Here is a 24,324-nt window from a genome sequence, read left to right as displayed (position 1 = left end):
TGCCAGTTGGGGTGCGCCAAATAAAATGCAATGACATCGTATGAATAGCGCATATTTGGTATTTTGCAAGCGCGGGTAGCCACGGCGAATCTGGTTTGTTTTGATTTTTGAGGTGGGAAATTCAAGTATGAAAAGGCTGGTTTGGATCGGTATGGCCGCTATTATTGAGGGATTTGAAAGAGCCCAGACCGACCGGCGTCCCTGGGTTTGGAAAGCCAGGGACCGCCGGTTTTGCCCCAAACCGCTCAAAAGCGGGAGAAACCTTGCTCGTTGATGTCGATGTCCGAACCCGCGGCTGTTCCCTGGGAGGGCGGGCGTTTGGCTCCGGGTTTGCCGGTGCGCGCCGCCGTCCTGCGCCGTCCGGTTGGGCCGGAGAGCTTGAAGAAGCCCAGGGAATGTTGGAGATCGAGGGCTTGGCCGCTCATTTCCTCGGCGGTGGCGGATAGCTGCTCGGAGGCGGCCGCGTTCTGCTGGGTGGTCTTGCTGAGTTCGCTCATGGCCTCGGATATTTGGCGTCCCCCGCTGGATTGTTCCTCGGAAGCCGCCGCGATTTCCTGGACCAAACCGGCGGTTTGCTGGATGGCGGGTACGATTTGGTCCAGCAGCGTGCCGGCCCGTTCGGCCATATCGACGCTGGATTTGGCCAGTTCGCCGATTTCCCGCGCCGCGATCTGGGAGCGCTCGGCCAGTCGCCTGACCTCCGCCGCCACCACGGCGAAACCCTTGCCGTGGTCGCCGGCCCGCGCGGCCTCGATGGCGGCGTTGAGGGCGAGCAGGTTGGTCTGGTAGGCAATGTCGTCGACGATGCCGATCTTGTCGGCGATCTGCTTCATGGCCTGGACGGTGAGAATCACCGCCTCGCCACCTTCGGTGGCGGCCTGGGCGGCTTTGTCGGCGATGCCGTCGGTGGTTTTGGCGTTGTCCCGGTTCTGGTCGATGGAGGCGGACATCTGTTCCATGGAACTGGAGATTTCCTCCACGCCGGCCGCCTGTTGGGAAGCGGCCTGCGACAGGTTCTGCGAGGTGGCGCTGACCTGCTCGGAAGCCGAAGACAGGGCCTCGGCCACATGGTTGACCTCGCCCAGGGTCTTGGCGAGTTGGCGCAAGGTGTCGTTGATGGCCCGGCCCAGTTCCCTGAAGCTGCCCCGGTAATCGCCTTCGATCTCGGCGTCGAGGTCGCCCTGGGCCACGCGGGCCATGGCTTGGCGGATTTCGTCCATGGGGTCGGCGACGGCGGCGAGGGTCCGGTTCATGCCTTCCACGATCCTGCGGTAATCGCCGCGGTGGCGCGCGGTGTCGGCCCGGACGGCGAGTTCGCCGACCAGGGCGGCCTGGGCCAGCAGGTCGGCGTCTTCGACCAGGGCTTTGATGTTGGCGCGGACCTGCTCGACGGTGTCGTTGATGAAGCGCTTCTTGCCGGGGAATTGCTCGATCTGGGCGTCCATGTCGCCCTCGCCGAAAGCCTGGAAGCAGGCCATGGCCTTTTTCTTGACGGCGATGTGGCCGAACACCATAGCGTTGACGCCCTCGGCCATGTCCCGGTAGGCGCCCTTGAACTTGGCGGCGTCGATGGCGACGTCGATATCGCCCAGGTCGTGCTGGTGCGACATGTGGTTCATCTCGGCGATGAGGGTTTTGATATTGACCCGGACCTGCTCGACGGTGTCGTTGATGAAGCGCTTCTTGCCGGGGAACTGCTCGATCTGGGCGTCCATGTCGCCCTCGCCGAAGGCCTGGAAGCAGGCCATGGCTTTTTTCTTGACGGCGATGTGGCCGGACACCATGGTGTTGACGCCCTCGGCCATGGTCCGGTAGGCGCCCTTGAACTTGGCGGCGTCGATGGCGACGTCGATATCGCCCAGGTCGTGCTGGTGCGACATGTGGTTCATCTCGGCGATGAGGGTTTTGATATTGACCCGGACTTGCTCGACGGTGTCGTTGATGAAGCGCTTCTTGCCGGGGAATTGCTCGATCTGGGCGTCCATGTCGCCCTCGCCGAAGGCCTGGAAGCAGGCCATGGCTTTTTTCTTGACGGCGATGTGGCCGGACACCATGGCGTTGACGCCCTCGGCCATGGTCCGGTAGGCGCCCTTGAACTTGGCGGCGTCGATGGCGACGTCGATATCGCCCAGGTCGTGCTGGTGCGACATGTGGTTCATCTCGGCGATGAGGGTTTGCAGGGCTTGCGACATCCGGCGCATGGCGGCGAGCAGGCTGGTGGTGTCGCCGGACTGGAGTTCGATGACGGTGGACAGGTCGCCGTCGGCGATCTGGTTGGCGATGGCGGTGGCCAGCGCGGGTTCCCCGCCCAGGGTGCGGCGGAGCCGGTCGAGGATCAGCCAGGCCAGTCCGCAAATCGCGAGCAGGATCACGGCCACGCTACCCGCGTTCCAGTAGATGGCGCCGTTCTTGGTGGATTCCCCCGTCATGGCGAACTGGTTGCCCAGGCCGATATTGAATTGGAAATGCTCGTCCAGGGCTTGGTTCAGGGGATCGATGCGGGTTTGCAGGGCGTTGAACTGGGCCAAGGCCTCGGCCTTTTGGCCGGTGGCGGAGAGGCTCACCAGGGTTTCGACCGCGCCATAGAATTCCCGCGCCGTTGCCTGATCGGCGTCCAGCAGTCGCTGGTCCTCGGCGTTGGAGACCAAGGGGAGGTATTCCCGCCAGGCTTGCGCCGTGTCCGCGCGGTATTTCCCCAATACCTGCTCCAACTGGCCGGCCGGGGCGGTGCCGGCGATATACTCTTTGGCCGCTTTCTGGGTGTCGCGGGCATCGGTCATGGCCCGGTAGATCAGCACCAGGCTGGGCGTGCTATTGATGTTGACATAATTGGTGGCGTCGAACACCCGGTTGATTTGATAAAGGTTGAGTCCGGCCAGGACGATGTATCCCAGCGTGATGCCTCCGATAAGCCAATAGAATCGTTGTTTGAGTGTCATGGGTATTTTCCTGGATCGTGTTTTGGGCCTGGGGGTTGGCGGTTGCGGGGACCGGAATCGGGCCGGTCCCGCTGCTCCGGGTTCAATTCCATCCCGGGCGGGTAGGGCCGCGGCCCGGCTTGGAGTGGCCTGTGGCGTTGGTTGCGCGGATAAGGGTTATAGGGTTTCCTGGCAGGGCATCGATGATGTGATGTATCTCAACTGTCATATAAGTGGTAAGGTGCAATATTGGTTTAAGCGATTCATACCGTGTCGCCATACCTGGCTAAAATCTGGGCGGTTTTTGCCGGACTTAAGGGCAGGCGTGGAAAAAACCTCACAGTTTGTCCTAGGAATAGTCGAGTTACCGCGATTTGCAAATCCAAAGCCGGGGGCTGGGGTTTTTACGGTAGTCCTCCCAGTTCTGTGACTCGCTTCACTGTCGCCCCAGGCCATGGCCGCTACTGTATAGAGCAGCGTCAACAATCCCACACATAACGGCATGCCAATCCCGGGGGCGATCATGGGAACAGAAAACCTCAAAATCGTGGACTTCGATGCGGTACGGGAGCGGCCTATCCATCACGCGGCGGCGGAGTTGAAGGTCCTGCTCCAAAGGCATCTGGACCAACAGATCAAAGACCACCTCGCGGTGGTGGACGACCAACTCTTCAAATTGTCCGGCATGGCCAAAACCAACGCCGAGCAAACCCAATACTTCGAAGCCATGCGCTATCTGCGCCTTGAGGCCAATCCGGTCCGGGCGCAATACGGGCTATGGGTGGTCCGGGCTTTCGATGAATTCTGGAAGCAGGTCGCCAAGCGCCCGGCCAAAGCGGAGGGTGCGGCGTTTGGTGCCTTGCCCGAGGCCGAGCTGTCCTTGGTGGACGAGGCGGCGCTGGAAGAGGAATTGGCCATCAAGGGCATGGTGGACAAGGGCAGGGGGTTGTTCCCGCGTGAACTGCAAGCCCTCGATGCCCGCCTGGCCCATATGGCGGGCCGGGACGAGATCGCGCCGGAAGAGAATCCGCTCGCGCCCGAAGTCCTGTGCCACGCCCTGGGCCTGGCCTTACAGCCCTTGGCCCTGGAACTGCCGGTCAGGCTGTTGATCTACAAGCTCTACGACCAGGTCGTGGTGGCCGCTTTGGGCGGGTTCTACCGCGAGGCGAACGCTTGCCTGATCCAGCAAGGCGTCTTGCCCAAGCTGGCCGCGACGCCGCGCTGGGTTCCCCTGCCGGCGGGCGGACTGGCCGCCCGTCCCGGCGAGGCCGCCACGGCCTATTTGGACGGATCGGACGAGGGCCAACCGTCGTACCTGGAAGCCTTCGCCGCCCTGGAAAGCCTGATGGGCGATTGGCGGGCGCGGATGGGGCTGCCCAGCTTCCATCCCGCCGATTACACCGGGCCGACCTTCGCCACGGGCGAAGTGTTGAGCGTGTTGAACCGGCTGCAACAGCCGGGGGTGGCGCGGGCCGACGCCGTGAAGGGCTACCTGCACCAGCAACTGCGGGTGGCGCGGGCCGACGACACCCGCCCCATCGCCCGCCGCGAGGAAGACCTGATCGACATGGTGTCCTTGCTGTTCGAATTCATCCTGGCCGACGACAACCTGCCCGATTCGGTCAAGGCGCTGATCTCGCGCCTGCAAATCCCGGTCATCAAGGTGGCGATCCTGGAAAAATCGCTGTTGGGCCGCAAGAACCACCCGGTGCGCCTGCTGCTGAACGCGCTGGCCCAGGCCGGCATCGGTCTCGATCCGGGCGAGGGCATCGCCGGGAACCCGGTGTTCAAGCGTATCGAGGCCACGGTCCACCGGGTGCTGGACCAGTTCGACCAGGATGTGAACCTGTTCTCGGAACTGTTGGACGAGTTCACCGCCTTCATGCAGAAGGAGAACCAACGCAGCGGCGTCGCCGAGGAGCGCGCCCGGCAGGCCACCCAGAGCAAGGAGCAGATGCGGATCGCCAAGCACAAGGTGGCCTATGAAATCGCTTCGCGCCTGCATGGCAAGCCCGCCCCGGCGGTGGTGCGTTCCTTCCTGTTCAATATCTGGAAGGACGTGCTGGTGCTGGGTTATCTGCGCCGCGATAGGACGCCCGCCGATTGGGAGAACTCCCTGGCGGTGATGGACAGGCTGGTATGGAGCGTGACGGTGCCGGTGGACGCTGCCCACCGCGCGGAACTGGTGAACGCCATCCCCCCGCTGCTGAAAGCCATCAAGGTCGGGCTGGAAGTCCTCTCCCTGGACCCGCAGGCCGTGGTCACCATCCTCAAGGATTTGCGGGCCTGCCATATCGCCCGCTTGTCCAGGCCGCTGGACGGCGCGGAGTCGGCGGTCGATCCCGCCCCGGCGCAGGCGGTGGAGCGGCCCGGCAAGGTCGAAATACGCGATCCCGAGCTGGCGCGGGCCATCGTCGATATCCGCGCCAACCTGCCCGATGTGGAGGCGTTCTCGCTGTCCGACTTCACCGGGCTGGAAGGCTTCCAGGTGGAGGATATCGCTGCGGGCATCGACCCCGCTGCCATGGACAAGGCCCGCGGTCTCGGCGTCGGCGAATGGGTCGAATTCCGCGATGGCGGGTCGCGGACGCGGGCCAAGCTGTCCTGGAAAAGCCAACTCACCTCGACCTATGTGTTCGTCAACCGCAAGGGTTGCAAAGTGGCGGAAATCCCCCTGGTGGAATTGGCGAAGCGCCTGGGCGAAGGCGGCATCCAGCTCATCGAGGGCGGCACGGTGCCCTTGATGGACCGGGCCTTGCACGGCTTGCTGAGCCGCCTGCGGGAATCCCCGCCCAAGGAAGCCCTATTGAACGCCGCGGTCTAGGCGCGGGCCCGTCCCCTCCCATCCACTCCCCAGGCCGGGTGCCCCTCCGGCCTGGGGAGTTTTGTTTTGCGGGGGGGCGCGGCTCCCGGAACCGGCTATCCTTGAATTTTGCGCGATCGCCGCCATTTCTACGGTCCGGCCCGTGTACCGGGCGGCGCGGTTCCGCGGGGGGAATCCGCCGGGAGGCGCGGGGGTCTAATCTTCGGCCAGCGCCGTCGGCAGGGTGAAGGGCAGGGCCATCGTATCCACCATGGCGTCGGCGGGCAGGCTCAGCACGTAGAACGGGGCCATGTATTGGTTGATGTCGCGGTAGAACCCGCCCGGGTCGGCCTTGGTGTAATAGTGCTTCAGGCAGGCATCGCCGGGTTTCGGCGCGCCCGACACCGCCCAGGCCAGCGACGCCCATTCCATCCGGCTGAGGGTGTAGACGCTGGGGCAATCCGCATAATGCCCCGGCCAGGGTTTGCCCTGTTGCTGGATGGCGAAGGACGTGCAGCCCGTCAGGGCCGAGGCAGAAACCAGGGAGGCCGCGAGTTTGGATAGGATGTTCATGGTCGGAAGATATTCCCAGGGCGGAGTTTTTTTATGGGCGATGGCGGGCTGGCTTGGCCGCATGTTGCGGTGCCGCTACGCGGCATGGCCGCCGCATCCCCGGATTTTTTCATATTTGGATATAATGCCTTGAAACCAATAGCCTTTTTATGTTATTTTGGAACGTTCCGCTTTTCAATGGCGACGCGCACGCGAGGCACTCATGACGCTTGAACAGCAGCAATCCCAGCTGAAAGAACTTATTGCCAAAGGCAAGGCTCAAGGATTTCTCACCTACGCAGAAGTCAACGACCACCTGCCTGGGAATGTCTCCGATCCCGAACAGATGGAAGACATCATCAGCATGATCAACGACATGGGCATCGAGGTCCATGACGAGGCACCGGATATCGACACCATCACCGACACCGTGGTGGGCGTGGACCAGGATGCCGAAGAGGAGGTCGAGGAGGCCGCCGAGGTGGCGGCGATGGTGTTGTCCGATGCGGGCAAGATTCCCAGCACCGACCCCGTGCGGATGTATATGCGCGAGATGGGCGCGGTGGAACTGCTGAGCCGGGCCGGGGAACTGGCCATCGCCAAGCGCATCGAGGAGGGTATCAACCAGGCCGCCCGCGAATTGGTCCGCTTTTCCCCGGCCATGGACCGCTTCATCGGCGCGTTCGACCGGCTGGAGGCGGGCGAAGGGGTGTTGACCGATTTGATCATCGAATTGGTCGATCCCAGCCGCGACGACGATCCGGTGCCGCCGCCCGACGAGGTCGCCGTCGCCGCCGACGACGATGCTGCGGCCGAACTGCTGGAAGAGGCCGACACCGGCCCGGATATCGAACTGGTCAAGGAAAAGCTCGCCGCCTTCAAGAAGCAATACGCCACCGCGCTGAGCGCCCGCAAGAAATACGGCCACGGCGACGAACGCACCCAGGCCGCCTTCGACAAACTGGCCGAGGGCTTCCTGGAATTCAAGAAGACCCCGCAGTTCATGAAGGAACTGACCGAGACCCTGAGCTTGGCCATCGAGCGCATCCGCGAGCAGGAACGGACCCTCATGGATTGGACTGTGGGCCATGCCAAGATGCCCAAGGAAGTGTTCGTGTCCGGCTTCGTGGGGCGGGAATCCGATCCGGGCTGGATCGACGACGTGATCGCCTCCGGCAAACCCTACGCCGGGGTCCTGGCCCGGCGCGTGGAGGAGATCAAGCAGGCCCAGGCCATCATCGGCCAGGTGGAGAAGGAGAACGGCCTCGGAGCCTCGACCATCAAGGAAATCCATCGCCGGGTGGCCGCCGCCGAGCGCCAGGCTAGGCTCGCCAAACAGGAAATGATCGAGGCCAACCTGCGCTTGGTGATCTCCATCGCCAAGAAATACATCAACCGCGGGATGCAATTCCTGGACCTGATCCAGGAGGGCAATATCGGCCTGATGCGGGCGGTCGATAAGTTCGAATACCGCCGCGGCTACAAATTCTCGACCTACGCCACTTGGTGGATCCGCCAGGCCGTGACCCGCGCCATCGCCGACCAGGCCCGCACCATCCGGGTGCCGGTGCATATGATCGAGACCATCAACAAGATCAACAGCACCTCGCGCCTGATCCTGCAACAGACCGGGCGCAACGCCACCCCGGAGGAAATCGCCAACCGCATGGAAATGCCGGAGGACAAGGTCCGCAAGGTGCTGAAGATCGCCAAGGAGCCGATTTCCATGGCGACCCCGGTGGGCGACGAGGGCGACACCCACCTCGGTGATTTCATCGAGGATTCGCAGGTGATGTCGCCGGTCGAATCCGCCACCGTGGCCGGTTTGCAGGAAGCCACCAAGCAAGTGCTGGCCTGCCTGACCGAGCGCGAATCCAAGGTGCTGAGGATGCGCTTCGGCATCGACATGAAGACCGACCATACCTTGGAGGAGGTCGGCAAGCAGTTTGACGTGACCCGCGAGCGCATCCGCCAGATCGAGGCCAAGGCCATCCGCAAGCTGCGCCATCCGACCCGCTCGGAGCATCTCAAGGCCTTCCTCGACATCGATTGAGCCCTCCCGTCCCCTACCGCGAAACCCGGCTTAGGCCGGGTTTTTTGTGGGCAGCGGGGATTTTTTTCCCCGGCCCATGCGGGGATAATCGCGCCCACCCGGCCCCCGGCCCGGCTTTATCCTCCATAACTAGAACGAGCAGAGCTTACCCCATGAGCATCGCCACGCTGTCCTGGCAGGCCCACCGCGTTTCCGTCGATACGCTGGGCTTCCTCCCGCCTTTCCTGGGTTCCCGCCGCAAACGCTGGTTGTTCATCAGCGAAGACACCCCCTTGGGCCGGGCGCAACTGTTCCCGTTCTGGCGGCACCGCGCCGACTTGGCGGCGCGTTACGGCATCGATATCCGCGAACTGCCGCTGTCGCGGTTCCAGGCGGGCAAGAATCCCTATGCCGGGCCGGTGGAGGCGGTGTGTTTCCAGGCCCGCGCCGGCCTGCCGCCCGGTGAGGTGGCCGCCTTGGCCGAACGTATCCGCACTATCTTCCCCACCGCCCGGCTGGGCTATTTCGACGCCTCGCCGTCCACCAGCCTGCCCTATGCCGGAGCCTTGAACCCGCTGGTCGCGGCCTATGTCAAGAAACAGGTCTTGAAGGAAAAGCGCCTGTACCGGGAAACCCTGCTGGGCGATGCCTACCACGGCGACCATTACGCCCGCCGCCTCCGCGCCGCCGAGCCCATGAACCGCTGGCCGGTCCCGGACGATTTCTGGTCCAAGCTGTGGCTCGGGCCGCATTACGCCTTCTCGCCGGAATTGCAGCCGCGCTTCCAGGGCGGGTTCCCCAACGGCGACCGGGATATCGATGTGCAGGCCCGTTTCAATACCGAGGGGTCGGCTTGGTACGCCGCGATGCGCCAGGAGGCTTTGGACAAGGTCGGCGAACTGGCGGGGCGCTACCGGGTGCGGGCCGATGGCAAGCTGCCCCCGGCCTCATACCGGGCCGAGTTGCTGCGCACCCGGATTTGTTTCAGCCCGTTCGGCCAGGGCGAGATCACCCCCCGCGACTTCGAGGCCATGGCGGCGGGCTGCTTGCTGCTCAAGCCTGACCTGTCCCACCTCGAATGCTATCCCGAGGTGTTCCTGCCCTATGAAACCTATGTGCCGCTGGCCTGGGATTTGGCCGATTTCGAGGAGAAGGTGGCTTATTACCTCGCCCACGAGGCCGAGCGGGAAGCCATCGCCAAACGCGCCTGCGATTTGCTGCGCGGCTATTTCGGCCAGAACCGTTTCCTCAACGATGTCGAGCCTTTGTTGATCCGGCTGGGGCTGGCGGGCGAGGCAGCCCCGGCGCGGGCCGAAGCCCCGGTGGCGATGCCGGTCATGGCGGCGGCACCGATGGTGTTGGACCGCGCGGTGTCCAGTGTGGAGTCCGCCGCGCCGGTCGAACCCGGACCCCTGGCCATGCCCAAGCCGCGCATCCTGCTCTCGGCCTATCATTGCGCCCCCGGCACCGATCCGGGCGCGCGCATCGGCTGGGAGTGGTACCGGCGTATTTCGGCACAATGCCCCGTGACCTTGGTCACCCACCGCCGCAACCGCCCGGCCTTGGAAGCAGCCGGCGCCCCCTTGCCGGATTCCTCGGTGATCTATATCGACACCGATTGGGTGCCGGACTGGGTCCGCCGCTTGGTGGAGGGGCTGTTCAAGCATGAAGGCGGCGATGCGCTGTCGCCCTTGGAATGGCAACTCTACGACAGTGCCGCGCTCGGCGTCCTGCGCCGCCGCCGCATGGCCGGGGCGGTGTGGGACTTGGCGCACCAATTCACCCCTGCCGCGCCCTTGTCCTGCACCCGCCTGCACCGGCTGGGCCTGCCCGTGGCGCTCGGCCCTTGGAACGGCGCTGTGCCGGTGCCGGAGGCCTTCCCCGAAATCGCCCTGCAAGACCCGCGTCCGGTCCGTAGCGCGGCCCCCCTGGGCGGCTGGTTCGACTGGGCACTCGGGACCACCCGCCATGCCAGCCTGATCCTCGCGGCCAACCCGTCCACCCTGGCGGGACTCCCCGCCGCCTGCCGGGAACGCTGCCGCCTTTTGCTGGAGGACGGCGTCGATCAAGACCGGTTCCGCGCCGGACCCTGGCCGGAACCGCCTTCGGCCACCCAGGCGTTGCGGGTGTTGTTCGTCGGTCCTTTGGTACCGGACCAGGGCATCCCGATGTTGCTCGCGGCCATCGCCAGGGTCGGCGCCCGCAGTCCGGTGGAACTGGTCGTGGTCGGCGAGGGCGATCAGGCGGAGGCGTTGCGGGCGGAGGCCGAAGCCTTGGAAATCTCGGCCTGCGTGCGTTTCAAGGGGGCTTTGGACGAGGACGGTGTCGCGGCGGAACTGGCCCGCGCCCATGTGTTCTGCCTGCCGGCGGTGCGGGAAACCCAGGGATCGGCCCTGCTTTGGGCCATGGCGGCGGCGCGGCCCGTCATCGCCCTGGATTGTGGGATAGCGGCGGATATCGTCGATGCCGAGGTGGGTTTGCTGATTCCGGCCACCGGCCAGCGTTCGGTGGTCGAACGCCTGACCTGGGCCTTGATCGATATCATGAACGCGCCCGAGGTCTGGCGTTTGCGCGGCAAGGCCGGGCGGGTCAGGGTGGAGTCCAGGCATGGTTGGGATGCCAGGATCGAGGCCGTCATGGCGTGGTACCGGCAAATCCTCTAAAGGCTTGAATCCTGTGGCCTCCGCCCTTAGGCTGTACCGGCAGGGGGAGCCGTGCCGTGGTCGCTCCCCGTTTTTGTATGGGATTGCTTGGCCTTGGCAACGGCGTCGCCATATTGCTGTGACGCACCAAAGGCATTATTCCGATGCGGTATATCGCATCGCTAACGGTTACGAAATAACGAGACCGTCTCCTGGGCCGTGACGAAGGCCGCCCGCTCCGCCATTCCCCGATGGCGGGGCAGACCCGGCGCGGTGTTCGCTTCGGCCCATGGGCACCGACCAGCGGAGCGCGAACTATGGATCAACCCCCCCGGAAAGTCGATTACATCGAGAAAGTCAAATTGCGTGTGGGCGAGTTGCGTCCCGGCATGTTCGTTTGCGAACTCGACAGGCCATGGCTGGAAACGCCATTCCTGTTCCAAGGTTTCGAGATCAGGTCCGAGGACGATATCGAGGTGGTGGCCCGCCATTGCGAATACGTCTACATCGACCTGCTGCGCACCCGCCGGGTCGAAATCTCGCTGGACGCCGCGCCCCCGCCGCGCTCCTACATGAGCCGGGAAGCGGTCAGCGCCTACGAGAAGGAGGTCGAGGTGGCCGAAAACGCCCGCCGCCAGACCACCCAACTGGTTAAGAACTTTGTCGACGAGGTGCGGTTCGGCAAGAGCGTGGATGTCTTGGTGGCCAAGTCGGCGGTCGCCGAGTGCGTGTCCAATGTCATCCGCAACCCCGAGTCGATGCTGTTCGTGGCGCGGATGCGCGATACCGACATGCTGATTTCCCAGCACGCCTTCAATGTCTGCACCTTTTCGGTGGTGCTGGGCCATTACATGGGCTTGGACGCCAAGCAATTGGAGAACCTCGGCACCTGCGGCCTGTTGCATGATATCGGCAAGGTCGCGATCCCGGCGGCGATTCTGAACAAACGGGGCAAGCTCGCGCCCGAGGAAGTGACCGTGGTGCGCAACCACGCCGAGCAGGGACGGAACATCCTGATGTCGGGGCGGAATGTGTTCAGCGGGACGGTCGATGTGGCCTACGGGCACCACGAGCATATGGACGGTAGCGGTTATCCGCGCGGCCTACAGGACCACCAGCTCAACCTGAATTGCAAGATCGTGGCGGTGGCCGACCGCTACGACGCCCTGGTCAGCCAGCGCCCGTTCCGGCCGGCTTATAACCATCTCGACGCCATCCGCCTCCTGAACCAGATGTCGACCGGCCGCCAGCTCGACCAATCGTTGACGGCGGGCTTCGTGGCTTGTATGGGGGCTTATCCGCCGGGCACCGTGGTGGAACTCAGCACCGGCGAGATCGCCATCGTCCTGCAAGCCAATCCCAAGCAGCGCCTCAGGCCGCAGATCATGGTGGTGCGCAACGCGGCGGGCGTGTCCTGCAAGGAAAGCCTGGTCGATATGGCGCTCAAGGATGTGGACGACAAGGGCCGGCCCTACAAGATCAAGACCGTACATCGGGCCGAGGATTTCGGCATCGACCTGGAGAAGCACCGGACTTCGATCTTGAATGCCTTTGGTTGAACCGCCGATGGCCCTTGGAGCCGTGGCCGGGCCGCGTTCCAAGGCCGGCGGTTTTTACGGCGTCTTTTCGGCTCCAGCGGCTCCCGGCAACACCGGGAAACACCCTTCAGCCTCTTTCTTCGCCGCCTTCAGCCGGTCGCGCAATTCCTTCGATTTCGGCGGATCGCGGAATTCGCCGCCCTTTTCGCCGGGGGTGTCGAACAGATAGGTGAAGGTCAGCGCCTCGGAATAATCCTGGTAATTCAAGCGGCCGGCGATTTTGTCCACCGCGCAGACGCAGTGGTATAGGTTGTCGAGGTTCTGCCCGCCACGTTCCGCCATGCATTGCATGACGTATTCGACCCGCGCCTGGGTCGGGAAATCGTTGACCGGCGCGGCGGCTTCCTTGGCCGGGGCGGCGGGTTTCGGGGTCGGGTTTCGGGGAGCGGCGGCGGCGGTGGCGGCGGCCAACAGGGCGGACAAGGCCCAAGCGGTGCGGACGGTTCGGTTCATTGCTGTGCTTTCGGGTGGTGGGGCGGAAAACCGGCGGAATGATAGGGGGCGGGCCGGTCCTATGCAATGTTACGGAAGCTTCACGGCTCGGCGGCGAAATCCACGATTTCCCTAAGCTGCCGGTTCATGTCGCGGGCGAACTCGCCCATCCGGGGATTGGCCGAGTCGGTGGGCAGCAGATGGGTGGTGATATGGACCCGGCCCCGTTCCGAGCGCACCGACACGTTGCAGGGCATGTAGGCCACCGCTGCCGGTTCGAGTTCCAACATCCGCCGGGCCAGGCTCAGGTTGCAGAATTGGATCGTGTCGTAATCGGGGAAGGCGATGTGTTCGCGCGCGCGGATCACGCTGCCGATCTTGTTATGGCCGGTGATGCGGAAATTGCGCTCGGTGATGGCGAGTTCCAACTCGGCCAGCACATCGGCGTAGGGCTTGACGGTCTCGGCGTGGTAGTAGCCCGGTTCGGGGTCGGGCCGGGTCGTGGCGCAGGCTGGCAGCAGGAGGATGGTGGATGCGAAAATCGCGCTGGGAATCCTGGACATGGCAGGTCGCTGGGCATAGGGTTGGGATTAGGGTATCACCATGGTTTTCGACCGGGCAAAGATAACCGGCGTGGTGCTGGCCGGGGGCCGGGGCCGACGCATGGGCGGCGCGGACAAGGGCTTGTTGCCGTTCCGGGGGCGGCCCTTGGCGGGCTATGCCGTGGAGGCGTTGGAACAGGTGGCGGGCCGCGTCCTGGTCAGCGCCAACCGCAACCCGGAGCTTTACGCCCGCTTCGGCCATCGCGTGATCGCCGACCCGGACGGGGGCTTCGACGGTCCCCTGGCCGGCTTGCTGGGCGCGATGCGGGCGGCGGATACCCCCTACGTATTGACGGTGCCCTGTGATTGCCCGTTCGTCACCGGGCCGTTGTTGGCGCGTTTGCCGATTCAACGCGAGGCCACGGGCGCTCCCTTGTGCGCGGCCCACGATGGTGAGCGCCTGCATCCGGTGTTCCTGCTGGCGGAGCGGGGCTTGGCGGACGACCTCGCAGCCTATCTCGCCGGGGGACAGCGCAAGGTCCAGGCCTGGCTGTACCGGCATCACCCGGTCCTGGTTGATTTTTCCGACCATCCCGAAGTGTTCGCCAATCTCAATACGCCTGCGGAACTGTCCTATTTGGAGGGGCATGCTTGAGCGGTAGACGGTTCATAATGGCTTTATCATGTCAATTTATGCGGTGTTAATTGTCACTATTGCGAGGAGTGGGACAGGGAACCGTTTAGCTTGTAGAATCCAGCCATCACCATAAATCAGGCCCGGGATCGCACCCATGCATACCGAATCCATAGATGACCACGTCGGCTATACCCTGCGCGGCCAAGGCGAAATCCTCGAAAAACTCAGGCTGATGCAGCGCAAAAGGTGCTTGGTGACCGCCCACCATCCAGACTCCAAGGCCAACCTGGTGACGGCCATCGTCGAGATATTGCCGGAGCGGGGCTGGATCGTATTCGATATGGGGTCCAGCGAGGCCGTGAACCGCCAGTTTGCCAAGGCCCGGCCCGTGGTGTTCATGGCCCAGGTGGATGGCGTGCGGAGCCAGTTCTTGGTGGAGGGCTTGACCGAGACCACTTGGCGGGGCGAGCCGGTATTCGCCGCGCCGCTGCCGCAGTCCTTGTTCTGGCATCAACAGCGCGAGTTCTACCGGGTGGCGATCCCGCTGGCGATGCCGGTCAAATGCCGGGTCGGGCTGGAGGGCGGCGCGGTGGAATTCGGCGTGTACGATCTCAGCCTCTCCGGGTTGGCCCTGTCCGACAAGGGCGCCCGCATCGGTGCCGGCCTGGATGTCGGCCATCTCCTGGAGGGCTGCAAACTCGTGCTGCCCAGCCAGCCCGATATTCCCGTGAACCTCGAAATCCGCAACAAAATCCTCCAGGCCCGCCCCGACCGGCCCCAGGCCCAGCGGGTGGGCTGTGCCTTCCGCAGCCTGGGCCGGGGGATGGAGACCCAGTTGCAGAAGTTCATTTTCGAGGTGGAGTTGTGGCAGAAGCGGCAGGGCGCGGCGGCGCGGTACCAATCCAGATAAGCCGGGGCGATCTTGATTTCGGCGGGAATGCCGAAATCCGGTGCCGCGCCGCCCGTCCCGGAATTTCCCGTCTTGCCGGCCGCCCGGCCTGGCCCTGCGGGCTACCCTATCGGCGCGTTTCCGTCCGTGAATTTTTTCACGGAAATTCGGATTTATCGTGGATTTGATCTACGCTTGAGAACGGTCGTCCGGTACACAGACTCGCCGCCGGACTCTTGACACCGATTTCACCGAAAGGGAACACACCATGTCCATCAAACCGTTGTCCTTGATCCTGGGTTTCCTCGCCGTCGGCGCGGCCGTCGCGGCGGAACAATCCGGCACCCCCCGCCCCAGACCACCACTACTACCACCACCGCCACCCCGGCCACCACCCCGCCGCCACCGCCTCCTCCGCAGAGCCTGGCCGATTATTGCAGGGAACACACCTGCTGACGGACCCGCGCCCACCGTTCCGATAATTCCAATAAAAATCGCAGGCTTATCCTATGACGATGAAAAATCAGCTCCGCGCTTCCCTGCTCGCCGCCATATGCGGCGTGGCATCCACTCCCCTGGCCCTGGCGGCCGACATGCCGCATTGGACCTACGACGAGCAAGCCCATTGGGGCGATATCCCGAGCGAAGACCCGCTCGCCACCGGGGCGCATCTTTATCCTTATGCCGTATGCGACATCGGTGGCAGCCAGTCGCCGATCGATATCAGCGCCGCCAAGCTGGTCCATCCCGACGCCTTCAACGCGCTCAGGCTGGTCTACGCCAGTGCGCTCCAGCCCACCTATCTCAACAACGGCCATGCCGCCCAGGTCAAGATGGCGACCGATTATCCGGGTGTTTTGAGGATCGGCAAGGACGAATATCCTTTGTTGCAATTCCATTTCCACGCGCCCAGCGAGCATAAGGTCGACGGTGTGGTCCACGCGGCGGAATTGCATTTCGTGCATATCCGCCAGGACGGCAAGATGGCGGTGGTGGGCGTCTTCCTCGACGAGGGGGCCGAAAACAGGACCATCGGCAAGATATTGAAGTCCATGCCGGCCACGTCCGGCAGCGCCTCCGGTCCCGCCTTGAATCCGATGGCGCTGTTGCCGGCCGCGGTGGACCGGCAGTCCTTCTATACCTATGGCGGCTCGCTGACCACGCCGCCTTGCACCGAAGGGGTGAATTGGTACGTGCTGGCGACGCCGATCACCTTGTCCACCGCCCAGCTCGACCAGCTGAAGGCTATCTATGACGGCAACGCCCGCGACGCCGGGGCGGCCCGCACCGTGACCAGCACCCTGCCCTGAAGGTCCGCCGGCACCCAGGCTCCGCTTGGGTGTCGGCCCGATCCCACGCCTGTATCTCCCAAACCCTCTTCCCGATTCCCGCCGCGCATTCTCGCGCTTTGCCTCGGCACCGGGCGGCGTCGATGCACCATTCACGGGCGTTATCCCGCCCTAATCCGGCTCCGTGCTTGTTCATGGTTCGGATTTCCCACCGCCCCGGCCTGGAAACCCTACCGCCGGCCTGGAAGAATGCGTGGCGTTCCTTGGATACGCGCTTTCCGGAGCTTGGCAGGATGTTTGCAAACCCCACGGCCATAACGTGTTTTCTTGGGTTCCCACGGTTGCCGTGGGTGCGTGGTGTTGACGCCGCTCCCCGGTCGGGAAGGGCGGCGATTCATAGACAAGGTAGTTCGGTCGAACCATGATTCAGCAAATTTCCATAGCGGCGGCCTCCGTGCTGGTCCGCGAGAAATCCCCGGTGATCCTCGACGTGCGCGATGCCGCCGCCTACAACGACGCCCGCATCCCCGGTGCCATCCCCGTGACCCTGTCGACCCTACAGTCCACGGTCAAGAAATTCCGGCGCGATATGCCCTTGTTGATCTATTGCTACCGGGGCAATAACAGCTTGGATTGCGCCCGTTTACTGGAGAATCGCGGATTCAGCGAGGTGTACAGCCTGGAGGGTGGTTTTTATGCCTGGCAGACGGCGGGGCAGGCCATCGAGCGCCCGCCGCGCGGTCCCGCCGTGGTCAAGCTCAATCCGGTGGCGGAATGGTTGTTGGAACAGGGCGGCGATCCCGGCGACGCCAACCATCCCTTGCCCTGCGGCACCCCGCCCTTGATCAAGGCGTGCCAGCGCGGTTTGGCGGATATCGTCCGGGGCTTGGTCGAGGCCGGGGCCGATCTCCGTCGCGCCGACGCCTATGGCAACGACGCCCTGTGGGCGGCGTGCTATAGCGACGATGTCAAGACCATCGCCGTGTTGTTGGAGGCCGGGATCGATATCAACCGGCGCAATCCGGCGGGCGCGACCGGCTTGATCTACGCCGCCTCGGCGGGCAAGACCGCGGCCGTGGCCTATCTGCTGGAAGCCGGGGCCGATGCCCAGATCAAGACCGACGACGATTTCACCGCGCTGGATTTGGCGGCGAACCTCGATATCCTCAACCTGCTGCGGCGCGGGCGGCGGCGCCTGGCCGGGGTGGAGCGGGGCGGCGTCAACCGATGTACACCCGGCTTTTCCCCCCCGCCAGGCGTTTGACCTGGACCCGCGTCCCGATCCGTTCGGTCATCTCCTGCACATGGGAGATGACCCCCACCTTCCGTCCCTGCGCGTGCAGGCAATCCAGGGCGTCCATGGCGACGCGCAGGGTGTCGCTGTCGAGGCTGCCGAAGCCCTCGTCGATGAACAGCGATTCCACCCGTACCTTGTTCGAGGACAGCGCGGCCAGCCCCAGGGCCAGGGCCAGCGACACCAGGAACGATTCCCCGCCCGACAGCGAATGCACCGAGCGCACCTCGTCGCCCATGTCCTTGTCTTCCACCATCAGGGCCAGCTTGTCCGGCACCCGCTTGAGCCGGTAGCGCCGCGATAGGTCGGCCAGATGGCGGTTGGCGTAGGCGATCAGCACTTCCAGGCTGAGTTGCTGGGCGTAGTTGCGGAATTTCTTGCCATCGTGCGAGCCGATCAGTTCGTTGAGCTGGCCCCAGAGCCGGGTGCTGGCGGCTTGCTGCCCGATATCGGCCAGGAGGGCGGCGGTCTGGGCCTGGCGCTGGTCGTCGGCGCGGAGCAGGGCCGCGAGTTCCACCCGGCGGGTGTCGGCGGCCTTGAGTTCGTCGGCCAGGGCGGCGAGGCGTCCGCGCAGGCTGTCCGCCGTGGCCGGGGTGGCGCGGCGTTGTTCGATGGCGAGGCGGCGCTGGCGGCGTTCCTCGGCGATGGCGCGGGTGTCCCGCAGGGCGTCGGCCAGGGCTTGCAGGGCCAGCCGTTCGGTTTCGATCCAGGCGGCGTCGTGGCCCAGCAGTTCGCGTAGCCCGGCGCGGTCTAGCGCCGGTTCCTCCGGTCGTTCCGCGTTGAACCGGGCCAGCCAGGCGGCCAGGGCGTCGACGCTGGTTCGCGCCGCTTGTTCGTGCTGTTCCAGCTGGTGCCGGGCCGATTCCAGGCGGGTCTGCGCGGTCGTGGCTTGGGTGCGGGCTTGTTCCGCTTTTTGGGCGGCGGATCGTTCCCCGGCCTGGGCGGTGTCCAGGGCCAGCCGCAGGGTGGTTTCCACCGCCGCCGTGGCTTGGCCGTCGAATAGCCGGGCGCGTTCCGCGCGTTGCTGGCCTAGGCGTAGGTCGATGTCTTGGAACATCCGTTCGGCCTGCTGGTGCTGGTCGAGGGCTTGACGTTGCGCCGCTTGCCGGGAATCGAGGGTCGCGGCCAGGATTTCGAGCCGCTGTTTCAATGCGTCGCGCTGGTGTTGCCGTGCTTGGTAGATATCCACCCGCTGCTTGAGCTTGGCATGGAAACCGCCGGGATCGGCCCGCCAGGGGGCTTGCCAACCGGAGTCCGGCAGGACTTGGGTGAGGTCGGCCAGCGAACGGTCGCGCCGTTCCGCCGCTTGCCGGGCCAGGAGGCCGGCCTGGTCCAGGGCGTCCTGCTGGCGGGTGAGCGCGGTCGCGGCGTCGGTTTCGCGCTGCCGGGCCAGGTTCAGCGCCTCGCGGGCGGTGTCGCGGACTTGGCGGGCGGCGTCGAGCGCGGCCAGGGCGCGGCGGGCGGCGGTTTCCCGCGTTTCGAGATCGGCACGCGCCGCGTTGATCGCCGCCAACTGGGCCAAAAACCTGCCGGGCCGCTCGGGTTCCGCTGTTTCCGCCAGTTCCGCCGCCACGGGTTCCGCCGTCCAAAGCGCCGCCAGCCGGGCGGTGTCTTGCGTCAGCCGCTCCAGCGCGGGTTGGAGGTCGGCGGTTTGTTTTTGGCAGAGTTCCAGCGTGGCGCGTTGGCCGCGTTCCTGGTCCAGCAGGGTTTCCAGGGCTTGCCGCCGCGCCGCGGCTTCCTGGGCGAGCGCGTCCAAGATAGCGTGCAGGGCCGGGGCGGTTTGGGCATAGGGATGTTCGGGCGAGCCACAAACCGGGCAGGGTTGGCCCGGTTCCAACTGGCCGCGCAATTGTTCGACGTTCTCGGCGCAGGCTAGCTTGGCGGTATCGAGAGCGTGTTGGGCTTGGTGGGCGCGGGCGGCGGCGGCGGGCTTTTCGGCGGCGATGCGGGTGAGTTCGGCTGCGGCGGCGGCGCGGTCGCGCTCCCGTTGTTCCAGCTGGTGGTGCAGGTCGGTGCGGCGGGCCGCGCTGTCCGCGTATTCCCGCCACAGCTTTTCCGCCCGTGCCAAATCGTCGCGCCGGGTATCCAGGGCGCGGCGTGCCTCGGCCAGCCGGTCGCCGTCGAAACCGGCGCTGGTGCGTTCGGCTTCCAGATATTGGGCCTCGGCGGTTTGGGCGGCACGTTCCTCCCGTTCCCGTGCGGCGTGGGCTTGTTCCCATGCGGCGCGGGCGGTGTCCAAGTCGCGGGTGGCTTGGGCTTGTTGCGCCAGGGCGGCCGCGGTTTCCCGTTCCTGGGTGTCGGCGAGGCCGAGCAACTCATCCCAGCGCGGCCATTCCTCCGCCAGTTTGCGGGTGATGGCTTGCTTGTCCGCCGCCAGCCAATCGGCGGTGGCCGCATGGTCCTGGGTGGTCGCGGCTTGTTCGGCCTGGGTGGCGGCGAGTTGCTGTCCGGCCTGGGCCATGGCGGCGCGGGCGGTTTCCAGTTCGCGGGCGCGTTCGGCGTGGGTTTGGGCGGTGAGGGCGGTTTCCGTATCCAGCGCTTTGGCCCGTTCCAATCCGGGCGCGGCGTCGGCTTGGGCCTGTTGGGCGGCGCGGGTGGCGGCGTGGGCGAGTTCCAGGGCGGTGGCGGCCTGGACGCGGGTTTGCTCGGCGCGGGCGGCTTCGGCTTCGAGGTCGGCGGCTTCGGCGCGGGCGGTTTCGACTTGGGCTTCCGCCGCGTCGGCGGCGCGGAGCGGGGTTGCCGCCGCTTGCACCTGGGCGAGCCGGGCCAGGAATTGACGGCGCGGTTCGGCGGCGGCGTGGCGGCGTTCGTCCTCGTCGCGGCGGCCTAGAGCGGCGGCTTCGTCGTCCTGTGCCGCCGACCATTCCCCATGCCAGCGCAGATGGCTTTCCAGCGTGTCGCGCTCGGTGGCGAGCCGGGCGGCGGCTTCCATGGCGGCGTCGCGCTCGGCTTCGTGGGCGCGGCGCTCGGCGGCGTCCAGCGGTTTATGGCTGTCCAACCGGGCCTGGAGTTCCTTGAGCTTGGCCTGTTCTTCCTTGTCGCGTTCGTGGGCCTTGCGCGACAAGAGGCTATAAATCTGGGTGCCGGTCAAGGCTTCCAACAGCTTGCCGCGCTCGGCGTCATCGGCCTTGAGGAAGGCGGCGAATTCGTTCTGGGCCAATAGCACGGCGCGGCGGAATTGCTCGAAACTGAGTCCCAGCCGTTGCTCGATCTCGGGCAGGACTTCGGTTTTGCGGGCGCCGATGGCGATGGCTTCCGGGAGTTTCACGAGGCTCATGTCCACGGCCTGTAGTTTATTGCCGGGTTTGCGGTTGGCCCGCCACACCGACCAGCGGGCGCGGTATTCGTGGCCGTCGTTGCCCAGGAATTCGACTTCGGCGTAACCCTCGCCCGCGCCGCGCCGCAGGAGGTTGCGGGTGTCCTGCTGGCCGATGGGCGCATCTTTCACGTCCGGCAATTCCACGCCCTGGCCCGGCACCCCGGCGAGGCGTGGCGTGCGGTTGTAGAGCGCGAGGCAGAGCGCGTCCAGCAAGGTGCTTTTGCCCGCGCCGGTGGGTCCGCAGATGGCGAACAAACCCGCCGAGGCCAAAGGCTCGCTGCGGAAATCGACCTGGAATTCCCCTGCCAGCGAGGCGAGGTTCTTGCCGCGTATCGCCAGGATTTTCATGGGTTTTCCTCCAACTGGCACAGGCTCAACAAGGTGTCGAAGGCTTGCCGCAATTCGGGCGGGGTTGCGCCGGGGTAATGGCGGGCATAGAGGTTCTGGAACACGGTGCCGGGCCGGAAATCGCCGAGTTCCTCCAAGGGCTGGGCGATTTCCGCGCCGCCCGCCGGGTGGCCGTGGCGGCGGTCGATGCGGGCGAGGCGGACGGGCTTGCCGTCGAGGGCGGCTTCGATCCGTGCCGCGAGGCCGGGTTCGGGCATGTCCAGCCGCACGCGGACTTCGAGATAGGGCCACAAGGGCACAGCCGGGAGGTCCAGCCCGGCCAGTTGTTCCAGCACTTGGGTCACGGGCGCGTGTTGTTCGGGCACGCGCAGCAGCGGCACGAAGCGCGGCACCGGGATGGCTTCGACGGCGGCGACCTGTTCGCCATCCAGATCGACCCGCAGGATTTGGTGCGGATAGTCGATCTCGCTAAAAGACAGCGGCAACGGACTCCCGCAATAGCGTAGCCGTCCATCTCCGGCAATGGCTTGGGCGCGGTGCAAATGACCCAGCGCCACATAGGCCAATTCCGGGGCGAAGATGCCACGCGGCAAGGAATCGGCCCCACCCACCACGATACGCCGCTCGGAATCTTCCGACACCGCGCCGCCGGTGATATGGCAATGGCCCAGCGCGACCAGGGCTTGCCCCATTTGCCGCCGGACCAAGGCCGCATCCAACACCCGCCGGTAAAGCCGCTGCACCCCGCGCACATAATCGTCCTCGGCCAATTCCAGCACGTCGTTGTCCTCCGACGCCGCCAAATCGGCTTGGCGCAGGAACGGCACCGCCAGACACCACGCGCCGACCGTGCCATCGGCGCGGGTCAGGGGGACCACCAGCCGTTCCGGGTCGAACCCGCCCAAAGGATCGCGGGCCGGTCCCACCACCCGCACGCCGAAGGCGTCGAGCAGGGGCGAGGGCGCTTCCAGCCGGGCCGGGGAATCGTGGTTGCCCGCGATCAGGACGATATCCAGCCCTGGACAGCGCTGTTTGGCCGTGCTGACGAAGCGGTAGAGCTGTTCCTGGGATTTGGCGGAAGGATTGGCGTTGTCGAAGATATCGCCCGCCACCAGCAGGGCGTCGGCGCGTTCGGTTTCCAGTTGGTCCAGCAGCCAGGAGAGGAACAGCTTGTGTTCCTCCTCGCGGTCGTAGTCGTGGAAGGTCTGGCCGAGATGCCAGTCGGAGGTATGCAGCAGGCGCATGGTGTTTCCCCTGGGGGCGGTTGGGCGAAGGGCGGAAACTTTAGCGTGCTGGGCGGGAAGAGGGTAGGGTGGGAATCGATCCGGCCCGCGTCGCCCGCGGGCCGGATGCGTTCCCACGCGGGCGCGGGATGGGGTTTACTTGGCCGGATGGAGTATTTGCGGCTCGAAATGCGCCGCCGGATACTTGGGATCGTAGGGGGTGGTGGCGGCTGCCGCGGCGCTGGAGCTGTGGGCGGCCAGGTCCGGGGCTTGGTAGAGGACTTTGGACTCGAAGGTCGCCGCCGGGTACTTGGGGTCGTGGGCGGTGGTGGCGGACGCGCCGCCCGAGGTGTGGGAGGCGAAGTCGGGCGCGAGGTAGATCACCGAAGGCTTGAAATCGGCGGCGGGATAGGCCGCCTGGGCGGAAGCGATGGAAGCGCCGGAAGCCAGGGCGACCAACAGGGTGGTGGTACGGAATGTATGGGTCATGGAGTCCCTCCTTAAGCGATTGCGTTCTACTTTGGAATTGGAATCTGTCGTCTGGCGCGCAAGGCCAGTGGCGGGCATTAGTTTCGCGTGCAAAGGCGAGGCTGTCCACCCGTATCGTGGGGTAATCGCGGCTCAGCGCAGGGCTTCCATGCGGCGCAGGGCTTGTTCCAACAGGGCGCGGCTACAGCCGAAGTTCAGCCGCACATAGCCCGGCCAGCCGAAATCCCGCCCGTCCGAAAGACCCAGCCCCGCCGCCTCGAAGTGGGGTAGCGGGTTGGTGGCGTCGATGGCGCGGGCGTCGATCCAGGCCAGATAGGTGGCTTCCGGTACGGTCAGCCGCAGGCGTCCGCCGTCTTGGAACCCGTCGCGCAGCAGATCGCGGTTACCCCTGAGGTATTCGATCAAACCGGCGAGCCAGGCACCGTCGTCGCGGTAGGCGGCTTCGGCGGCGGTATAGCCCAGCAGGTTGGTCCAGGGCACCAGCCCGGCCATTTCCCGTTGGAAGCGGCGGCGCAGGGCGGGGTCGGGGATCAGGGCGAAGGCGCAGCCCAGCCCGGCGATGTTCCAGGTTTTGGACGGGGCCAGCAGGGTGATGGTGTGGCGGGCGAAATCGGGATCGAGCCGGGCCAGCGGCGTATGGGAGAGTCCGGGGTCGAGCAGGAGGTCGCAATGGATTTCATCGGAGCAGACGACGAGCCGGTGGCGGCGGGCGATGGCGATGATTGGGGCCAGTTCGTCCTCCCGCCAGGCCCGCCCGACCGGGTTGTGGGGATGGCAGAGCAAGAGCAGGCGGGTGCGCGGGGTGATGGCGGCTTCGAGCGCCTGGAAGTCCCATTCCCAGCCCGCCGCGCCCTCGGCCAGGGGTACGGTGATCAATTCGCGGTTGGAGAAGCCGGGGGCTTGCAGGAACGGCGGGTAGATCGGGGTGGCGGTCAGCACGGCGTCGCCCGCGTCGCCCACCGCACGGCAGGCGAGGTTCAAACCCTGGACCAGGCCGGGGAGCCACACGAACCATTCCGGCTCGATGGCCCAGCGGTAGACCCGTAGCGCGTAGGCTTGGACGGCTTCGACCAAGCTATCCGGGGCCAGGGTGTAGCCGAACACGCCGTGATCGATGCGACGGCGCAGGGCGTCTATGACCGAGGGCGGGCTTTGGAAATCCATATCCGCCACCCACAGCGGGAGGATGTCGCGGTCCTGGTATTTGTTCCATTTGTGGCTGGCGGTGGGGCGGCGGTCGGGGGGGGTGTCGAAATTCATGGGGTGGCCTTCCGGTCTGGGATGGGGATGGCCTGGGATTGTGGGCGGTCCGGGCGG

Annotated in this window: 16 protein-coding genes; 8 read left to right on the top strand and 8 right to left on the bottom strand. The window is 65.4% G+C overall.

Annotated features, from left to right (window positions below; translation table 11 throughout):
• Nucleotides 1–245 precede the first annotated feature (245 nt).
• Nucleotides 246–2,939 (bottom strand): methyl-accepting chemotaxis protein, encoded by a 2,694-nt coding sequence (locus tag B9N93_RS11915; protein WP_085213901.1) that lies wholly within the window; start codon nucleotides 2,937–2,939, stop codon nucleotides 246–248.
• Between the two features lie 502 nt (nucleotides 2,940–3,441).
• Here B9N93_RS11915 and B9N93_RS11910 point away from each other — a divergent pair.
• On the top strand, nucleotides 3,442–5,742 hold the full coding sequence (locus tag B9N93_RS11910; protein ID WP_176225244.1) for a DUF1631 domain-containing protein: 2,301 nt from the start codon (nucleotides 3,442–3,444) through the stop codon (nucleotides 5,740–5,742).
• Between the two features lie 195 nt (nucleotides 5,743–5,937).
• On the opposite strand, the gene B9N93_RS11905 is transcribed toward B9N93_RS11910, so the two are convergent.
• The gene (locus B9N93_RS11905; RefSeq protein ID WP_176225243.1) at nucleotides 5,938–6,294 is read right to left on the bottom strand and encodes a hypothetical protein; all 357 of its coding nucleotides are present in this window, start codon (nucleotides 6,292–6,294) and stop codon (nucleotides 5,938–5,940) included.
• A gap of 157 nt (nucleotides 6,295–6,451) precedes the next feature.
• Here B9N93_RS11905 and rpoD point away from each other — a divergent pair, with 157 nt between their 5' ends.
• From rpoD to B9N93_RS11890, 3 genes are all read left to right on the top strand, one after another.
• Nucleotides 6,452–8,326, top strand: a complete 1,875-nt coding sequence (gene rpoD, locus B9N93_RS11900) for an RNA polymerase sigma factor RpoD (protein ID WP_254899385.1) — start codon at nucleotides 6,452–6,454, stop codon at nucleotides 8,324–8,326.
• Between the two features lie 152 nt (nucleotides 8,327–8,478).
• A complete protein-coding gene (locus B9N93_RS11895; protein ID WP_085213893.1) occupies nucleotides 8,479–10,968 on the top strand; it encodes a glycosyltransferase in 2,490 nt (829 codons plus the stop codon).
• Nucleotides 10,969–11,264: 296 nt separating this feature from the next.
• A complete protein-coding gene (locus B9N93_RS11890) occupies nucleotides 11,265–12,506 on the top strand; it encodes an HD-GYP domain-containing protein (protein ID WP_176225242.1) in 1,242 nt (413 codons plus the stop codon).
• Nucleotides 12,507–12,560: 54 nt separating this feature from the next.
• Here the strand turns inward: B9N93_RS11890 and B9N93_RS11885 are convergent, their stop codons facing one another.
• Both B9N93_RS11885 and B9N93_RS11880 read right to left on the bottom strand, forming a co-directional pair.
• Nucleotides 12,561–12,998, bottom strand: a complete 438-nt coding sequence (locus tag B9N93_RS11885; protein ID WP_085213889.1) for a hypothetical protein — start codon at nucleotides 12,996–12,998, stop codon at nucleotides 12,561–12,563.
• An 80-nt stretch (nucleotides 12,999–13,078) separates the two neighbouring features.
• On the bottom strand, nucleotides 13,079–13,540 hold the full coding sequence (locus B9N93_RS11880; RefSeq protein ID WP_085213887.1) for a DUF302 domain-containing protein: 462 nt from the start codon (nucleotides 13,538–13,540) through the stop codon (nucleotides 13,079–13,081).
• A 40-nt stretch (nucleotides 13,541–13,580) separates the two neighbouring features.
• On the opposite strand from B9N93_RS11880, the gene mobA reads away from it, so the two are divergent.
• From mobA to B9N93_RS11860, 4 genes are all read left to right on the top strand, one after another.
• A complete protein-coding gene (gene mobA, locus B9N93_RS11875) occupies nucleotides 13,581–14,174 on the top strand; it encodes a molybdenum cofactor guanylyltransferase MobA (protein ID WP_085213885.1) in 594 nt (197 codons plus the stop codon).
• Between the two features lie 136 nt (nucleotides 14,175–14,310).
• The gene (locus tag B9N93_RS11870) at nucleotides 14,311–15,066 is read left to right on the top strand and encodes a flagellar brake protein (protein ID WP_085213883.1); all 756 of its coding nucleotides are present in this window, start codon (nucleotides 14,311–14,313) and stop codon (nucleotides 15,064–15,066) included.
• A 488-nt stretch (nucleotides 15,067–15,554) separates the two neighbouring features.
• Nucleotides 15,555–16,355, top strand: coding sequence for a carbonic anhydrase (locus B9N93_RS11865; RefSeq protein WP_125468948.1), 801 nt, complete (start codon nucleotides 15,555–15,557; stop codon nucleotides 16,353–16,355).
• Between the two features lie 400 nt (nucleotides 16,356–16,755).
• Nucleotides 16,756–17,598, top strand: a complete 843-nt coding sequence (locus B9N93_RS11860) for an ankyrin repeat domain-containing protein (protein ID WP_085213879.1) — start codon at nucleotides 16,756–16,758, stop codon at nucleotides 17,596–17,598.
• Here B9N93_RS11860 and B9N93_RS11855 read toward each other — a convergent pair.
• The 4 genes from B9N93_RS11855 to B9N93_RS11840 form a co-directional block, all read right to left on the bottom strand.
• Nucleotides 17,555–21,295, bottom strand: a complete 3,741-nt coding sequence (locus tag B9N93_RS11855) for an AAA family ATPase (RefSeq protein WP_085213877.1) — start codon at nucleotides 21,293–21,295, stop codon at nucleotides 17,555–17,557. The two genes, B9N93_RS11860 and B9N93_RS11855, sit on opposite strands and share 44 nt — an antisense overlap.
• Nucleotides 21,292–22,539, bottom strand: a complete 1,248-nt coding sequence (locus B9N93_RS11850) for an exonuclease SbcCD subunit D C-terminal domain-containing protein (protein WP_085213875.1) — start codon at nucleotides 22,537–22,539, stop codon at nucleotides 21,292–21,294. Before B9N93_RS11850 ends, B9N93_RS11855 begins: the two co-directional genes overlap by 4 nt.
• Before the next feature lie 135 nt (nucleotides 22,540–22,674).
• Complete coding sequence (locus B9N93_RS11845; protein WP_254899384.1) at nucleotides 22,675–23,007, bottom strand: hypothetical protein; 333 nt, start codon at nucleotides 23,005–23,007, stop codon at nucleotides 22,675–22,677.
• 132 nt (nucleotides 23,008–23,139) lie between these two features.
• Nucleotides 23,140–24,267: a MalY/PatB family protein gene (locus B9N93_RS11840; protein WP_085213873.1), complete on the bottom strand. Its 1,128-nt coding sequence runs from the start codon at nucleotides 24,265–24,267 to the stop codon at nucleotides 23,140–23,142.
• Nucleotides 24,268–24,324: the final 57 nt, after the last annotated feature.

Origin of the sequence: Methylomagnum ishizawai (genome assembly GCF_900155475.1) — a bacterium.
GTDB lineage: Bacteria > Pseudomonadota > Gammaproteobacteria > Methylococcales > Methylococcaceae > Methylomagnum > Methylomagnum ishizawai_A.
The sequence above is the reverse complement of the archived record's forward strand: the minus strand, read 5'-3'. Positions and strand labels throughout refer to the sequence as shown.